The sequence below is a fragment of the Azonexus sp. genome (assembly GCF_049652925.1).
Classification (GTDB): Bacteria; Pseudomonadota; Gammaproteobacteria; order Burkholderiales; family Rhodocyclaceae; genus Azonexus.
In genome coordinates this window covers 38,415-52,150 of record NZ_JBASFI010000021.1, presented here as the reverse complement: position 1 = coordinate 52,150, position 13,736 = coordinate 38,415, and the positions used below count along the sequence as shown (strand labels likewise).

General features: G+C 61.1%; 14 protein-coding genes. 10 read left to right on the top strand and 4 right to left on the bottom strand.

Annotated elements, in window-relative coordinates; genetic code table 11:
• Positions 1 to 190 precede the first annotated feature (190 nt).
• The 6 genes from WBK19_RS09835 to WBK19_RS09810 all read left to right on the top strand — a co-directional run bounded on the left by WBK19_RS09835 (position 191) and on the right by WBK19_RS09810 (position 6,817).
• Positions 191 to 1,255, top strand: a complete 1,065-nt coding sequence (locus tag WBK19_RS09835) for a DUF932 domain-containing protein (RefSeq protein ID WP_511289254.1) — start codon at positions 191 to 193, stop codon at positions 1,253 to 1,255.
• Between the two features lie 337 nt (positions 1,256 to 1,592).
• Positions 1,593 to 1,892, top strand: a complete 300-nt coding sequence (locus tag WBK19_RS09830; RefSeq protein ID WP_511289252.1) for a hypothetical protein — start codon at positions 1,593 to 1,595, stop codon at positions 1,890 to 1,892.
• Positions 1,893 to 1,902: 10 nt separating this feature from the next.
• Positions 1,903 to 2,541 carry a FlhC family transcriptional regulator gene (locus WBK19_RS09825; protein ID WP_511289250.1) on the top strand — a complete coding sequence of 213 codons (639 nt, stop codon included), beginning with the start codon at positions 1,903 to 1,905 and terminating at the stop codon, positions 2,539 to 2,541.
• Positions 2,542 to 2,581: 40 nt separating this feature from the next.
• Positions 2,582 to 4,288 (top strand): MobH family relaxase, encoded by a 1,707-nt coding sequence (mobH, locus tag WBK19_RS09820; protein WP_511289248.1) that lies wholly within the window; start codon positions 2,582 to 2,584, stop codon positions 4,286 to 4,288.
• Position 4,289: 1 nt separating this feature from the next.
• Positions 4,290 to 6,197 (top strand): conjugative transfer system coupling protein TraD, encoded by a 1,908-nt coding sequence (gene traD / locus WBK19_RS09815; RefSeq protein WP_511289246.1) that lies wholly within the window; start codon positions 4,290 to 4,292, stop codon positions 6,195 to 6,197.
• Positions 6,194 to 6,817 (top strand): IncC plasmid conjugative DNA transfer DtrJ family protein, encoded by a 624-nt coding sequence (locus WBK19_RS09810; RefSeq protein WP_511289244.1) that lies wholly within the window; start codon positions 6,194 to 6,196, stop codon positions 6,815 to 6,817. The genes traD and WBK19_RS09810 overlap by 4 nt, the downstream gene beginning before the upstream one ends.
• 69 nt (positions 6,818 to 6,886) lie before the next feature.
• On the opposite strand, the gene WBK19_RS09805 is transcribed toward WBK19_RS09810, so the two are convergent.
• Both WBK19_RS09805 and WBK19_RS09800 read right to left on the bottom strand, forming a co-directional pair.
• A complete protein-coding gene (locus WBK19_RS09805) occupies positions 6,887 to 8,293 on the bottom strand; it encodes a heavy metal sensor histidine kinase (RefSeq protein ID WP_511289242.1) in 1,407 nt (468 codons plus the stop codon).
• Positions 8,290 to 8,967 carry a heavy metal response regulator transcription factor gene (locus tag WBK19_RS09800; RefSeq protein ID WP_265941898.1) on the bottom strand — a complete coding sequence of 226 codons (678 nt, stop codon included), beginning with the start codon at positions 8,965 to 8,967 and terminating at the stop codon, positions 8,290 to 8,292. The genes WBK19_RS09805 and WBK19_RS09800 overlap by 4 nt, the downstream gene beginning before the upstream one ends.
• Positions 8,968 to 9,159: 192 nt before the next feature.
• Here WBK19_RS09800 and WBK19_RS09795 point away from each other — a divergent pair, with 192 nt between their 5' ends.
• Genes WBK19_RS09795 through WBK19_RS09780 form a run of 4 tightly spaced genes read left to right on the top strand, consistent with a single transcriptional unit; the run spans position 9,160 to position 12,821 of the window.
• Positions 9,160 to 9,423 (top strand): hypothetical protein, encoded by a 264-nt coding sequence (locus WBK19_RS09795; RefSeq protein WP_511289240.1) that lies wholly within the window; start codon positions 9,160 to 9,162, stop codon positions 9,421 to 9,423.
• 3 nt (positions 9,424 to 9,426) lie between these two features.
• Entirely contained in the window at positions 9,427 to 10,866 is a 1,440-nt protein-coding gene (locus WBK19_RS09790) for a TolC family protein (protein WP_511289238.1), read from the top strand.
• Between the two features lie 17 nt (positions 10,867 to 10,883).
• On the top strand, positions 10,884 to 12,293 hold the full coding sequence (locus WBK19_RS09785) for a multicopper oxidase family protein (RefSeq protein ID WP_511289236.1): 1,410 nt from the start codon (positions 10,884 to 10,886) through the stop codon (positions 12,291 to 12,293).
• 27 nt (positions 12,294 to 12,320) lie between these two features.
• Positions 12,321 to 12,821: a cupredoxin domain-containing protein gene (locus WBK19_RS09780; RefSeq protein WP_511289234.1), complete on the top strand. Its 501-nt coding sequence runs from the start codon at positions 12,321 to 12,323 to the stop codon at positions 12,819 to 12,821.
• A 76-nt stretch (positions 12,822 to 12,897) separates the two neighbouring features.
• On the opposite strand, the gene cadR is transcribed toward WBK19_RS09780, so the two are convergent.
• Together cadR and WBK19_RS09770 are read right to left on the bottom strand one after the other, a co-directional pair.
• Positions 12,898 to 13,374: a Cd(II)/Pb(II)-responsive transcriptional regulator gene (gene cadR / locus WBK19_RS09775; RefSeq protein ID WP_511289232.1), complete on the bottom strand. Its 477-nt coding sequence runs from the start codon at positions 13,372 to 13,374 to the stop codon at positions 12,898 to 12,900.
• 16 nt (positions 13,375 to 13,390) lie between these two features.
• Positions 13,391 to 13,729 (bottom strand): YnfA family protein, encoded by a 339-nt coding sequence (locus tag WBK19_RS09770; RefSeq protein WP_511289230.1) that lies wholly within the window; start codon positions 13,727 to 13,729, stop codon positions 13,391 to 13,393.
• Between the last annotated feature and the right edge of the window lie 7 nt (positions 13,730 to 13,736).

Here is a 13,736-nt window from a genome sequence, read left to right as displayed (position 1 = left end):
CCCGACTGGTAGTTGTCACACCAGGCGATACCCCACGGAATCGCGAAGACAGCCCTGGAGTTCCGGCGCGATTCACCTCGTGCCTTATTTGGACCAGCATTCGCCGGTCCGTCATCGACCCTGGCGGGGATGCGCATCCCCACTGTGGGCGATGCCGTCTCCGCTTTTCTTTTCCGACAAGGAGATTGCTATGAAAAACGGACGTTCTCTCGTCAGCCTGGCCCAGGAACTGGAACGCCAACTGCATTCGAAGAAGGACCTGATCGTGCCCTCGGCGCTGATACGCCATGCCACCGACGAGCAGGGCGAGACTCGTCTCGTCATCGAGGAAGGCGGCAACCCGGTCCAGTATGGCGTGACGCCCCTGGCGCGCCGCCAGTTGGCGGACAAGCTGAAGATTCCGTATGCCTATTTCGAGCGCATGCGCGAAGATCAGCCCACACTGCTCGATCGCAATGTGAACACCTGGCTGCAGAACGATGAAGACCGGCGCATGCTGCGCACCCTGGATGGTCAGGTGCGTGCCGTGCTGTCGGATCGCTATCGCCGCCTGGACAACTTCGACCTGGCTGAGAGCGTGCTCCCCATCCTGCAGCAGTTGCCAGAAGTGCGCTTCGAGTCGGTGGAACTGACCGAAACGAAAATGTACCTGAAGTGCATCACGCCGCGCCTAAAGTACGAGATGGCACCCGGCGACGTAGTGCAAGCCGGCGTCGTCATCTCGAATTCGGAGGTCGGCCAGGGCACACTGTCGGTGCAGCCGCTGCTGTTCCGGCTGGTATGCAGCAACGGCCTGATCGTCCCGGATCGCTCATTGCGCAAAACCCACGTCGGTCGCGCGCTCGGCGGCGAGGATGAACGCATCCAGGTCTACCAGGACGACACCCTGCAAGCCGATGACAAGGCCTTCTTCCTGAAGGTCCGCGATGTGGTGCAGGCTGCAGTGTCGGATGCGACCTTTCGCCAGACAGCGCAGAAGTTGCAGAAGACGCTCAACATCCCGCTGGTTGGCGACCCCGTCAAGACGGTCGAGGTGCTGGCTCAGCGCTACACCCTGAACGACGGCGAACGGGCCGGCGTACTTCGCCATCTGATCGCCGAGGGAGAGTTGTCAGGTTACGGACTGGTCAATGCGGTCACGCATTTCAGTCAGGAGGTCGAGGACTATGACCGCGCGACGGAGTTCGAAGCCTTGGGCGGTCGGCTGATCGACTTGTCGGCCCATGAGTGGAAAGGACTGGCCGAAGCGGCCTGATCCAGAAGCATGTTGAAAGCCGGCCGGGACATTTGTCCTGGTTCGGCATTCAATCACTCAAGAGCACTGTGCCCCCTATCTTTATTACCTCTCCGGCGTCACGAGATAGTCCATCCTGCACCGCGCCACTCACCAAGCGACAGTATCAATCAGCCCTTGAGTATGGCAAGAACGTCACCCTTCAAGCATTTCCGCAAATGCTATTGCCATTTCACTTCGATTATAAATAGACTGCCCACTTGCCTTGACCAGGCTGGCGCGCCGGATCGCTCACGAAGGTTTCCGTCTCCAATGCCTGATGCCCCCATCCCAACAGGGCCAACCGGAGAACAGGACCATGAGTCATGTGACGCTTACCGATGTCGAATGGATTAACCTGAATGTGCTTGCCGTCATTCGCGCCGGTCTACAACATGATCGGGCTTCAACCTGTTGCAAATTCTCACTCGATACAAAACTAGCCGACTACCTCAAGGGCTTGAGCCTCGATGAACTGTGGTCTCTGGTGCTTCATGTCGGCGACACGACCTTATTCCCGCCGCGTGCCGACCTGGTGACGCTGCTAAGTACGCCGCGAGCCCTGGCTGGCCCCATGGCCATCATTCATCCGTCCGCACCAATGGAAATTCGGCGCTAGGAAGACTCACATGCCGACCAGAGGCGACCGGCATTTGCACGCGATGCAACAGGCGAAACAGTTGGCTGCACTCGGCGCCCGCTTGAAAACGATTCACCTCATGACCGGCATGCCACCGCGCCAGGTACAGAGCCTTTTCTTCCCCGACGCACACACGATTCCCCGTGGCCGAGCCCCGGACTCGGCCGAGTGGTACCACGGTGCCAACCTCATTCTGCGCATCGATGCCTGCCTCATTGGTGCCAAGTACCACCAATTGCGCAGCCATGGCCTGACCGCCGCGGAAGCCTTGATCCTGGCGTATCGCGCCTATCAGTCGGTCACCCAGCCGCCTTACCGGATCAGCCTGGACCGGGCCTTCAACCTTATCTCCTACGTCGATGGCATCTGGCTGGCCAGCGCACCAACGCTGACCGTCCTGACTTGTCCTGGGTGCGGCTGCGAGTTCATTGCTGCGGTCGGCACCGTAGCGCACCACGGTGAACCTTGCCCCTTCTGCAAGCTGCTGGAACGCTTTCACCTGGACCATCGCATCCAAGCGTGTTACCCGGCTCGCCCTGCCCTCGACATGACCGAGCGCCAACTGGGCATGCTCGCGTTGTTTCACAAGCTCAGCCCCGAGGCCGAAGGCGATAGCCCCTCGGAATAGGTCCCGTTTCAGCGCGACAAGCGAGATAGCCGGCCGAAGAATGCCTACTTCGCATTCTTTCCGGCATCGCCGTACCGCCATGCCCGCCACGCCAACGCCTGTCACTTCCTACCCCGCCTCCGACCCAGGGTTCGCCGCCGTGCCGGTCGAGGATCTACTGGCGGGCGAAGCTGACCTGATCGCACGCATCAAGCTGTGTTACGGCATTGACCGGGACAGCTTCGAGCGCGATGTCCTATTGCTGGTGCGCCGCTACGCCGCCTGCGTGCATCTGCTGCCGGCGACCGCCGACAACTACTTCAGCAAGCCAGGCGGGCTCTTGCGGCTCGGCCTGGAGACCGCTTTCTTCAGCCTGCAAGGCACCGATGCACACATTTTTTCGGGGCGGATGAGCATCTCGGCACGCCGCCAACTGGAACCGCGCTGGCGCCATGCAACCTTCATCGCCGGTCTGTGCTGCGAATTGCACCGGCTGATGAGCCATATCATCGTCACCGATGCTGCCGGCGAGGCGTGGCCGGCCTTCCTGCAGCCGCTGGCCAACTGGCTGGCAACCCGGGGCAGCGAGCGCTATTTCCTGCGCTGGCGGCCCCAAGCGGTCGAGGCGCGCGGCCTGGGCCTGTTCGCCCTGCCCCATGTAGTGCCGCCAGCGGTGATGGCCGACCTCTCCGAGGGCAACGCAGTCATCGTGCCGCATCTGCTGGCCAGCATCGGCGGCATTCCGGTCTATCGCGACCACAACATCCTCGACGAACTGGTCCGCCGCTCACTGGCGCTAGTCATCGACCGCAACCTGGTCGCCAGCGCCGACCGCTACGGTTCGCCGCAATACGGCTCGCACCTGGAGCGCTACCTGGTCGACGCCCTGCGGCGGCTCACCAGCGGCAACTCGGCCTGGATAGCTAACCGCGAGAAGTCGCGCCTGTGGGTCGGACAGGACGGTCTGTTCCTGGTCTGGCCCGGCGCCGCCGAGGATGTCCACCAACTACTCGAAGCCGACCAACTGGCCGGCATCCCCAAGGCGCCCGAGACGATGCTGGAACTGCTACTGGCCGCTGGCGTGTTCGAAGCGGCGGCAGCGGGCCGCGCGACTTGGTCCATCCAGCCGCCCGGCGCAAAGGCCCCGCTGGAAGCCGTCAAGCTCTCGGCCCCGGCCATTCTCCTCGCGGGGATCGAACCGCCACCCGTCGCCTTGCCCCAGGCACTGGAATTCAAGCCGGCGTCGGCATCTGCGCCAGTTGCAACCCAGACGCCTCCATCCATGTCACCGGTGAAGAGCGGCACCCAGTTGTCGCTCATTCCGCCGCCCGAGCCGCCCGCCGAGAGTGACGTCCGCGTGGCGCCGATCGAGGAAACACCCGGATCAGCCTCGCTGGAACCGGCGACGACACCGCCGTCGGCGACATTCGCCTTGCAAGCTCCGATGCGTCTGAACCCGGTCGTGCGCGACGCCCTGGCCGAGGCCGTTCGCACGCTCAACGATGGCATGGGTCCGCCCACCGTGTGCACCGTCGCCCAGGGAATATTCGTACCGCTGGAGGAATTCGGGCGGCGCGGCGTCCAGCCATCCGTCGCCATGCGTGCCCTCACGGAGGCGAACCTGCTGATGAAGCCCAACCGCAACGGTCCGCCGACGCTGTCGCGTGAATTCAACGGCACCCCCACCGTCGGCATCGTGCTCGACCCGCGCTGCGTGAGCGGACTCGATCTGGCGGGCTTTGCCGCGCCACCGGCCGAGGGAAGCTGAGATGCTGGTACGCCGCTACGAGATGCCCTGGCGCCGGGCCTACGAAGTCTATGCCGGCATCGCCTGGTGGCTGGCGCTGCTCTATTTCGTCGGAGTCGGCGTCACTGGTGCCCTCCACCGCCAATTGGCCCTGCCGCTTGCATTCGTCTGCTTCGCAATGGGTGTGTTGCGGGTCGCCCAGGCGCTGCGCATGCTGGTCTTGCGCGCTTCTCTCGGTGGAAGGGGCATTGAGGTCGTCGGTACCGGCGACCTGGCTCGATGGTGCCAGGATCCGGCCTTGGTGTTCCTGGGTTTCGGCTTCGAATGGCAGCCGGTGCATTCACAGCGGCTCTACGAACTGTCCAAGGTCGACTACCGGGAGTTCGCCGTATCGCCGCGCCTGCTGCAACTTTTGGGCTACGACAGCAAGCCCCAGCCGGACGCCGAGATCGGTCTGCCCTATATCCACGGCATCGAACCGAAGGAAGGCCCGTTGCACCGGCCGCTGCAGAACTTCGAGGGCGGCACACTGCTGGTAGGCACCACCCAGTCCGGCAAGGGGGTGGCACTCGCCAATCTGATCACCCAGGCGATCCGGCGCGGCGACGTGGTGATTGTCATCGATCCGAAGAACAGCCGGCGCCTGAAGCGGGTCGTGGAGCGCGCCTGCGCGGACTACCGCGAGCCGGACACCTTCCTGGAGTTCCACCCGGCCTTTCCGGAGCGGGGGGTAAGGCTCGATTTCACCTTCAACTGGCAGAAACCCACCGAGATCGCCTCGCGTATCCAGTCCATCATGCCGCCGGACACGGCCGGCGCCTTCTCGGCCTTCGGCTGGGATGCCGTCAATGTCGTGGTGCAGGGCCTGGTCGAGATCGAAGAACGGCCGAACCTGATGAAACTGACCAAGTACATCGAGGGCGGCATCGAACCGGTCCTCGAAGGATCGCTGCGCCGCTACTACGACCAGACGCTGGGCGCCGGCTGGCGCGAACTGCCCGACATGAAGAAACTGCTGCACGATGCCCAACGCGGCAACCTGAAGCGGCCGTCGGAGGCGGCCAGCGCCGACCTCATGGCCTTCGTCGCCTACTACGAGCACCACATCGCTCAGAACCAGCGCAACAAGGTGATCGATGCCCAGGTGCGCACGTTCCGCCACAATCGCGAGCACTACCAGAAGATCACCGCCAACCTGCTGCCCATCCTGTCGATGCTGACTTCGGGCGACCTGGGGCGCAGCCTCTCGCCCGATCCCTTCGACGCCGACGATAGGCGGCCGATCATGAACTTCGAGAAGATCGAGCGCGCCGGCCACGTGCTCTACATGTGCCTGGACTCGCTGCCCGACCCGTCCGTCGCCTCAGCCATCGGCGCCCTGGCACTGGCCGATCAGGCAGCGCGCGCCGGCATGCGCTACAACCTGGGCGGCTACCGGCGCATCGCGCTGTTCGTCGACGAGGTATCGAACGTCATCAACCAGCCGCTGATCGAGATCCTCAACAAGGGCGCCGAGGGCGGCATCTTCACCACCTGCGCGATGCAGACCCTGGCGGACCTGGCCAGGCGGCTGGGCAGCGAAGACGCGGCGCGCATGGCGCTGGGCAACCTCAACAACCTGATCGCGCTGCGCACCAAGGACCGGCCGACCCAGGACTTCGTGGTCGAGACCTTCGGCAAGACGGCGATCCATACGGTGCGGGTGGGTCTGAGCCACGGATCGGATGCCCATCTGGGCGACTTCTCGTCGAGCTATTCCACCCAACTCACCGAGAGCTTTGAGGAGATGGTGCCGGCCGATGTGCTGGGCAAGTTGCCCAACCTCCAGTACTTCGCCTCGGTGTCGGGCGGCCGGATAATCAAGGGACGGTTTCCGATCCTCGATCCCGATGCGGAGTCGTGCCACGCCCCGGGAAAGGCGACCGCATGATCCGCGCCGTCGCCGTGTTGTCGTTACTCGTCCTGCTGGTCCTGGTGTTGTACGTTCCGTCGGCCCATCCCCCGGAGCGCTTCCTCGCGCAGTTACGCGCCGAGCATGAGGCGGCCACCGCCTACTGGGGCGCCGAGCCCGCCACCCGCATGCTCAATCGGGCGATGCGCATGCAAGATTCGACAGCCGAAGTCACGCCAATTCCTGCCGCGAAGGATGCGCCTTCGCCAGCGGGCGTGAACGGCGCGGTGTCCCGGGAGATGTCCTCGGTCAACCAGCGCCTCTTCAACAACGCCTACTTCCGCTCGGTCGATGCGTTGCTGCTGCTCGCCAGTTATCGGCTCTCCACCTTGCTGGAATGGCTGCCCTGGCTGGCTGGATTCGCTTTGGCCGCCGTCATCGACGGCGGATTGGCGCGGCTCATTAAGGCCAAGGAATTTCTGCAGCACGATCCAGAGATGTTCGCGCTGTACGCCAGCCTGGGGATCGTGATCCTCTGCGCGACGGTCATCGGTTTCGTGCTGCCGGTGTCGCTGCATCCGCTGCTGCTGCCGTGCGTCCCATTAGTGGTCGGCGTGTTGACCGGGCGGGCGCTGGGGTGTTTTCACCGACGTGGATGAGGCATTAGCTGCGTCAGGTGTCGGCCCACTTGGCTGCATTTATAAAAACCGACCCGACTCATCGCCTTTTTACAGTTGCCCACCAACTGGCAAGGACAGCGTGAATCGTGTGATGCCTTCTGCCGACCTTACGCTGACATCACCACCATGAGCGATCAAGATGGAGCGCGTGATGGCTAACCCCAGGCCTGAGCCTTCGGTTGTTCTTTGGCGGGCACTGTCGGTCCGGTAGAAACGATCAAACAGGCGAGGCAGATGCTCGGCCGCGATACATGGCCCTGTGTTTTCCACTGTCAATTTAACCGCCTCATCGCCCTGCGTTGCGATCCGAACCGTTACCGTTCCACTAACCGGGGTATAGCGCAGCGCATTGGAGAGCAGATTGCTGATTGCCCGACGTAGCATCAGACGGTCACCGGATACGGTGCCGTGCCCAACGATCGACAGACGGATTTCCTTTTCCTCGGCCAGCACCCCGTAGAACTCCAGCAATTCGGCAACTTCGTCGGCCAGTTCGAGTGGCTCCGGGTGCGGGATGAGTTGGTTGTTCTCAGCCTTGGCCAGGAAAAGCATGTCGGCGATTGTTCGGGACAAGCGCTCGAACTCTTCCGCATTGGACGCCAGAATGTCCCGATATTCGTCGGCCGATCTGGCCCGCGACAGCGTGACCTGAGTTTGGGTCAGCAAGTTGCTGACCGGTGTTCTCAGTTCATGGGCAAGGTCAGACGAAAAATCCGACAGGCGCTGGAAGGACTCTTCCAGCCGAGACAGCATCTCGTTCAAGGTGCTCGCCAAGTCGCCCAGTTCAAGGGGAATAGCCTCGACTGGCAGACGGGTGTGCAGTCGGTTGGCGGTGATCGCGGCAGCTTGACGCTTGATCGTCTGCAGCGGCGCCAGTCCGCGCCGGACGACAAACCAGCCGAGCAGGCCCATGGCCAGCGTGGCGAGTAGCATGAAAACCCACAAGGTTTGCCGGAACGCGCCCATGAAATGCTCGTGATGCGATATTTCGGTAGCCACCACGACGGTGTACGAGTACCCCGCCTGGCCTCGGGTGGTCAGTGTGGCCGAAATGCCTCGCCATGGGAGACCATCGTCGGCGACCCATTTGATCGGGCGTCCACCACCGGTCGCCAGTCGATCGCTGAGCAATTCAGTGGGCAGAACAAGCCCTACATGGGCATCCAAGCGTTGCCGATTAGGTCCGACTACGGCAATGACCAAACCGTGATGCCCTGTCAAAGCCTCATCCAACTGTTTTGCCAGCGTCTCGCCACTTGGCGTGGCCAGCGCTTTCTCAAGAACATGCTTGGCCAACTCCATTTTGCCGGCCAGCACCTCGATGTCCTGCTCTTCGAAGTGTTGTTCCACCGAGCGCCCGATCAACAAGCCGAGCAGGAACAGCACGAATACCGACGCCAATGCAAACCACAAGGTCAAGTGAAGTGTCAGCGATCGACTCCGTGTTTGACTCAATCGGTAATCTCCAGAACGTAGCCCATCCCCCTGACCGTGCGTACCAGCTTCGGTTCGAAGCCTTCGTCAATCTTGACCCGCAGGCGTTTGATGGCGACTTCAATGACATTCGTGTCACTATCGAAATTCATGTCCCAAACCTGAGAAGCGATCAACGAACGGGGCAGCACTTCACCCTGGCGGCGCAGCAATAATTCGAGCAAGGCAAACTCCTTGGCGGTCAGATCGATGCGTTTCCCCGCACGGGTTACCCGACGGCGCAGCAGATCGAGTTCAAGGTCGGCGGCCCGCAGAAACTCCGACTCTTTTGCTTTCCCACCTCGCCGCAACAAGGTCCGGACGCGAGCCAGCAATTCCGAAAAAGCAAACGGTTTGACCAGATAGTCGTCAGCCCCCAACTCCAGGCCTTTGACCCGGTCTTCCACCTGATCCCGGGCGGTCAGGAACAGTACGGGCATCTCCTTCCCTGCCCGCCGAATTCCTTGCAATACCTGCCAGCCATCGATACCCGGCAGCATGACATCGAGGATGGCCAGATCATGCGCCTCGGTCAGCGCCAGATGCAAGCCATCCAGGCCGTTCGCCACCAGATCGACCACGAAGCCAGCCTCAACGAGGCCTTGTTTCAGGTATATCCCGGTCTTTGGTTCATCTTCCACGACCAATATTTTCATGACGCTCTCCACCAACCGTTGGCTATCGTTGATGCATTTTGCGTCGGATTCAGCATCGATCGCCCTAGATTACGCAAATGTAATCCGTAAGTCAGCCGATTGTTGGTTTCGCGAAAGCATGATGTCCACCATGGGAGCGATAGATTCCCAAGACTCTCCTTTCCCCACGGAGGCAGCATGAAATATAGGACATTGATCCTTGTCATCGCCATGAGTCCGGTATGGGCCGATGACCACGCATCGCCAGCGTCGACGCCAACTGCCGGCTACCGGTCGGTATTTGTCGACTACAAACCCATGCCGGACGAAACGGTTCAGGATTGGCGGCAAGCCAATGACCGGATGGGGCGCTTGCGAGGCCATATGGGGCATCTCGATGCAGAAAATCTCGCACCTTCGAAAGCAGAGCAACATTCGGGAACAGCAACCGAAGTCGCCCCGCGTGAGAAGAAATAAGTCATGTCTTCCCATCTCCCCGAAGGGCTGTACAGCAGCGGCAAGCGCGCCTGGTTCGTGATCGTCCTAACGAGTTTGGCGGGATGCGCCACTTTCTCCAATGACGGCGGATTCGGCAGCGTTGAACAGACTGTCCAGGAGAGGCTCGGCAAGGAAGTGAAGTGGGCGCGCAGCGACAAGGAGCGCGCAACCCTGCAAAGTCGCGTCAATGAACTGTTGGCGAAGCCCCTGACGGTGGACGACGCCATCCAGTTGGCACTATTCAACAATCGAGGGCTGCAGGCCAGCTTTTTTGATCTAGGGATCAGCGAGGCCGATCTGGTGCAGGTCGGCAGGCTACCCAATCCGCACTTCTCGATGCTGCGGGCCAGCAAACCGGAAAACGGGATTCGCGAATACAAGATCGAGCAAGCGCTGACCTTCAATATTTTTGCCTTGATCACCATGCCGCTGGCCGTCGAGGTCGAGCGGCGCAATTTCGCACAAACTCAGCGCCTGGCGATCATCGAGGTGGCCCGTCTGGCCGCCGACACCCGGCAAGCGTATTTCACCGCCGTCGCGGCGGAAGAGTCGGTCCGCTACCTGCGCAAAGTCAAACAGGCTGCGGAGGCCAGTGCTGAACTGGCCCGCCGGATGGCGCTGGTGGGCAACTTCAACAAGTTGCGCCAGGCTCGGGAACAAGCGTTTTACGCCGATGCTGTCCTCAATCTGGCACGGGCTGAGCAGGCGGCTACCTCGTCCCGAGAGCGCCTTGCCAGAGTTCTTGGACTGGCGGATCGATCGGCCTTCCAACTTCCCGAGCGTTTGCCGGACTTGCCCAAGGCAGTCGAAGAACTTCCGGTCCTGGAACAGGCTGCCCTTGACCAGCGTCTCGACCTGCAAGCTGTCCGCCTCGAAACCGAAGCGCTGGCCAGTAACCTGGGATTGAGCAAGGCGACCCGCTTGATCAACGTTCTGGAGGTGGGGCCGGCCCGCGTCCTGGAGGGGGCGCGGGACAGCGGCTACAAGAAAGGTTACGAAATCAGTTTCGAACTACCGATCTTCGATTGGGGTGGCGCCAAGGTCGCCAAGGCCGAGGCCGTTTACATGCAGGCGGTCGAACGGGCAGCCGAGGCAGCGACGAATGCGCGCTCGGAGGTTCGTCAGAGCTATCACGCCTATCGGACCCACTACGATATCGCCCGCCATTATCGCGACGAGATCGTGCCGCTCCACCAGCGGATCGCTGAGGAGAACGTGCTGCGCTACAACGGCATGCTGATTGGCGTATTCGAGTTGCTTGCCGATGCCCGAACGCAGATATCCACGGTTAACAGTTATATCGAGACGTTGCGGGATTTCTGGATTGCCGAGGGCGATCTGCAAATGTCGATGATCGGCAAACCCGCGCTGAACACCGCAACCCGCGCTAGCGTCACGGCTACCGGTCGGGCCGACCACTGAGCGGCAAGGAGACGACCATGACGACCCGTCGCGAATTTTTCAAACACCTCGGTATTGCCAGCGGTGCCGTGGCCGCCGCTTCGGTCAGTCCCGTCGCTATGGCGGCGCTGCCTGAACTGGTAACGATGGACAAACCGGATACCATGCCGCCGCTCCAGCCGCCCAACGGGCGTCCTTACAACCCGGTGGTAACCCTCAATGGCTGGACCTTGCCGTGGCGGATGAACAAGGGCGTCAAGGAATTCCATCTCGTCGCCGAACCAGTCGTCCGCGAAATCGCCCCGGGTATGAACGCCCATTTGTGGGGCTACAACGGACAAAGCCCTGGCCCGACTATTGAAGTGGTCGAGGGCGACCGCGTGCGCATCTTCGTGACCAATCGGCTGCCGGAGCACACCACCATTCACTGGCACGGCCAGCGCCTGCCAAACGGTATGGATGGGGTGGGCGGCCTCAATCAGAAACAGATCCCAGTCGGCAAGACCTTCGTCTATGAGTTCGTTGCGCGCCGCCCCGGCACCTTCATGTATCACCCGCATGCCGACGAGATGACTCAGATGGCGATGGGCATGATGGGTTTCTGGGTGACCCACCCAAAGCACACGCATCCGTTGATCGAAGTGGTTGACCGCGATTTCTGCTTTCTGCTGAACGCCTACGACATCGACCCGGGCAGCTATACGCCGCAGGTCAATACGATGCTCGATTTCAATCTCTGGACTTGGAACAGCCGGGCGTTCCCAAGCATCGATTCGCTGAATGTCCGGAAGGGTGACAAAGTCCGCATCCGGATCGGCAACCTGACCATGACCAATCACCCGATGCATTTGCATGGACATGAGTTTGTCGTCAGTGGTACCGATGGCGGTCCGACGCCAATCGGTTCCCGTTGGCCGGAGGTGACGACCGATGTCGCGGTCGGCCAGATGCGCCAGATCGAACTCCTGGCCGATGAAGAAGGCGATTGGGCCTTCCATTGCCACAAGAGCCACCACACGATGAATGCCATGGGACACGACGTGCCGACGATGATTGGCGTCGACCATCGGGGTGTGGTCAAGCAGATCACCGACCTGATTCCCGACTACATGGTGATGGGCGAACGCGGCATGGCGGACATGGGCGCAATGGAAATGCCGATTCCCGACAACACGCTCCCCATGATGACCGGCCAAGGGCCCTATGGTGCTGTCGAAATGGGCGGTATGTTCTCGATGCTGAAAGTGCGCCGCGATCAGAAGCCGGGGGATTATCGCGACCCCGGCTGGTACAAGCAGCCCGCCGGTAGTCAGGCCTCCGAATGGATGGGGCAGGTCGCCGAGGCCCCGCGAGCGACAACTCACGGCGGAATGTCGATGCCAGCGAACGGGAAACCGGTGAACCAGGAACTGACCGTGCGCAAACCCGGCAAGCATGCCGGCCACTAAGCTGATTTATTTGAAGAGGTGCTCTCTATGCGCAATCGTTATGATCTGACCCTGCTCGTCATGCTGGCAATGCCCGGATTTGCCGCCTACGGCGATGAAAACCACACTGCTCCGACCAAACAGCCGGCGGGCAAGCAATCCGGTCAACATGCCACCGACCTCGGCAGACCGGCTTCGATCAGCGCGGCCACCCGGACGGTCGAAGTGGCCATGGGCGACAGCATGCGTTTCAAACCCGAGCGCATCGAAACCAGACGAGGAGAAACGATTCGCTTTGTTGTGCGCAACCAGGGGCAAGTCAAACACGAGTTTGTGCTGGGCACGTCGGCGGATTTGAAGAAACATGCGGCACTGATGGCAAAGTTCCCGCAGATGGAGCACGACGACCCGAATGCGGTGTCGGTAGAACCAGGAAAAACTGCGGAATTTGCCTGGACATTCGCGAAATCGGGGAGTTTTGATTTTGCCTGCCTCGTTCCGGGTCATTTTGAAGCGGGGATGAAAGGCAAGATTAATGTGCGCCGGTAGTTCGCAAGATTACATAAATCGGATTCCATTCCGCTTTGGCTTCCCGGTCGGAAAATCGCACACCAAGTCGATATCGTCAGCCATGTTTGCCTCGATCATCCTGTGCCAAGATATGTTGATGCGTTCCCTGTACATGGCTTGCCGTCTTGCCGCTAGGCACAATCGCTTGAGACAAGCCGTCAAGGATGCCGCAGTGGGCCGCATCCCGCGCCTCGCCACACCGCTCACGCAGGTCTTTTAATTGCCTCTCCAGTTCCTGGAGTTCCTGCATCCGTTGGGCGACGTGCCCAATGTGCCGGTCAAGCAGGCGATTCACATCCGCGCAGTTCTCCTGGGGTGACTCCTTGAAGTGCAGCAAGACCCGGATCTCATCCAACGTCATGTCCAAACTGCGACAACGCCGAATAAAAGACAGTCGCTGGACATGGGTTTCCCCATAGATGCGGTAGTTGCCTTCGCTGCGGGCCGGTACCGGCAGCAGCCCATCACGCTCGTAATAGCGGATGGTTTCCACATTCGTCCCGGCAAGGCGGGCCAGTTCGCCGATTTTCATCTTCATCTCCTGACGTTCAAACGGACCGAACTGGTTGGAGCATGATGATCGCCATACCGGCCAGCGCGACCGCACTGCCGACAAGATCCCATCGGGTGATCGGAATTCCATCAATCTGCCACAGCCACAACAAGGCAATGGCGACATAAACACCGCCATAGGCCGCATAGATACGTCCTGCTGCCCCCGGATGCAACGTCAGCAGCCAGGCGAAAAGAGCCAGCGATACGGCGGCCGGGATCAATAGCCAGCGCGGGCGACCCTGGGTTAGCACCAGCCATGGCAAATAGCACCCGATGATTTCAGCCAGAGCCGTAACCACGAATAGGGCAAGAATTTTCAGAAACTCCAGCATGCTTTTC

What these genes read in the sequence shown, in the direction of transcription:
- WBK19_RS09835 (WP_511289254.1), top strand. Translation starts at nt 191, where the DNA reads ATGAAAAACGGACGTTCTCTCGTCAGCCTGGCCCAGGAACTGGAACGC.
- WBK19_RS09830 (WP_511289252.1), top strand. Translation starts at nt 1,593, where the DNA reads ATGAGTCATGTGACGCTTACCGATGTCGAATGGATTAACCTGAATGTG.
- WBK19_RS09825 (WP_511289250.1), top strand. Translation starts at nt 1,903, where the DNA reads ATGCCGACCAGAGGCGACCGGCATTTGCACGCGATGCAACAGGCGAAA.
- mobH (WP_511289248.1), top strand. Translation starts at nt 2,582, where the DNA reads ATGCCTACTTCGCATTCTTTCCGGCATCGCCGTACCGCCATGCCCGCC.
- traD (WP_511289246.1), top strand. Translation starts at nt 4,290, where the DNA reads ATGCTGGTACGCCGCTACGAGATGCCCTGGCGCCGGGCCTACGAAGTC.
- WBK19_RS09810 (WP_511289244.1), top strand. Translation starts at nt 6,194, where the DNA reads ATGATCCGCGCCGTCGCCGTGTTGTCGTTACTCGTCCTGCTGGTCCTG.
- WBK19_RS09800 (WP_265941898.1), bottom strand. Translation starts at nt 8,967, where the DNA reads ATGAAAATATTGGTCGTGGAAGATGAACCAAAGACCGGGATATACCTG.
- WBK19_RS09790 (WP_511289238.1), top strand. Translation starts at nt 9,427, where the DNA reads ATGTCTTCCCATCTCCCCGAAGGGCTGTACAGCAGCGGCAAGCGCGCC.
- WBK19_RS09785 (WP_511289236.1), top strand. Translation starts at nt 10,884, where the DNA reads ATGACGACCCGTCGCGAATTTTTCAAACACCTCGGTATTGCCAGCGGT.
- WBK19_RS09780 (WP_511289234.1), top strand. Translation starts at nt 12,321, where the DNA reads ATGCGCAATCGTTATGATCTGACCCTGCTCGTCATGCTGGCAATGCCC.
- cadR (WP_511289232.1), bottom strand. Translation starts at nt 13,374, where the DNA reads ATGAAAATCGGCGAACTGGCCCGCCTTGCCGGGACGAATGTGGAAACC.
- WBK19_RS09770 (WP_511289230.1), bottom strand. Translation starts at nt 13,729, where the DNA reads ATGCTGGAGTTTCTGAAAATTCTTGCCCTATTCGTGGTTACGGCTCTG.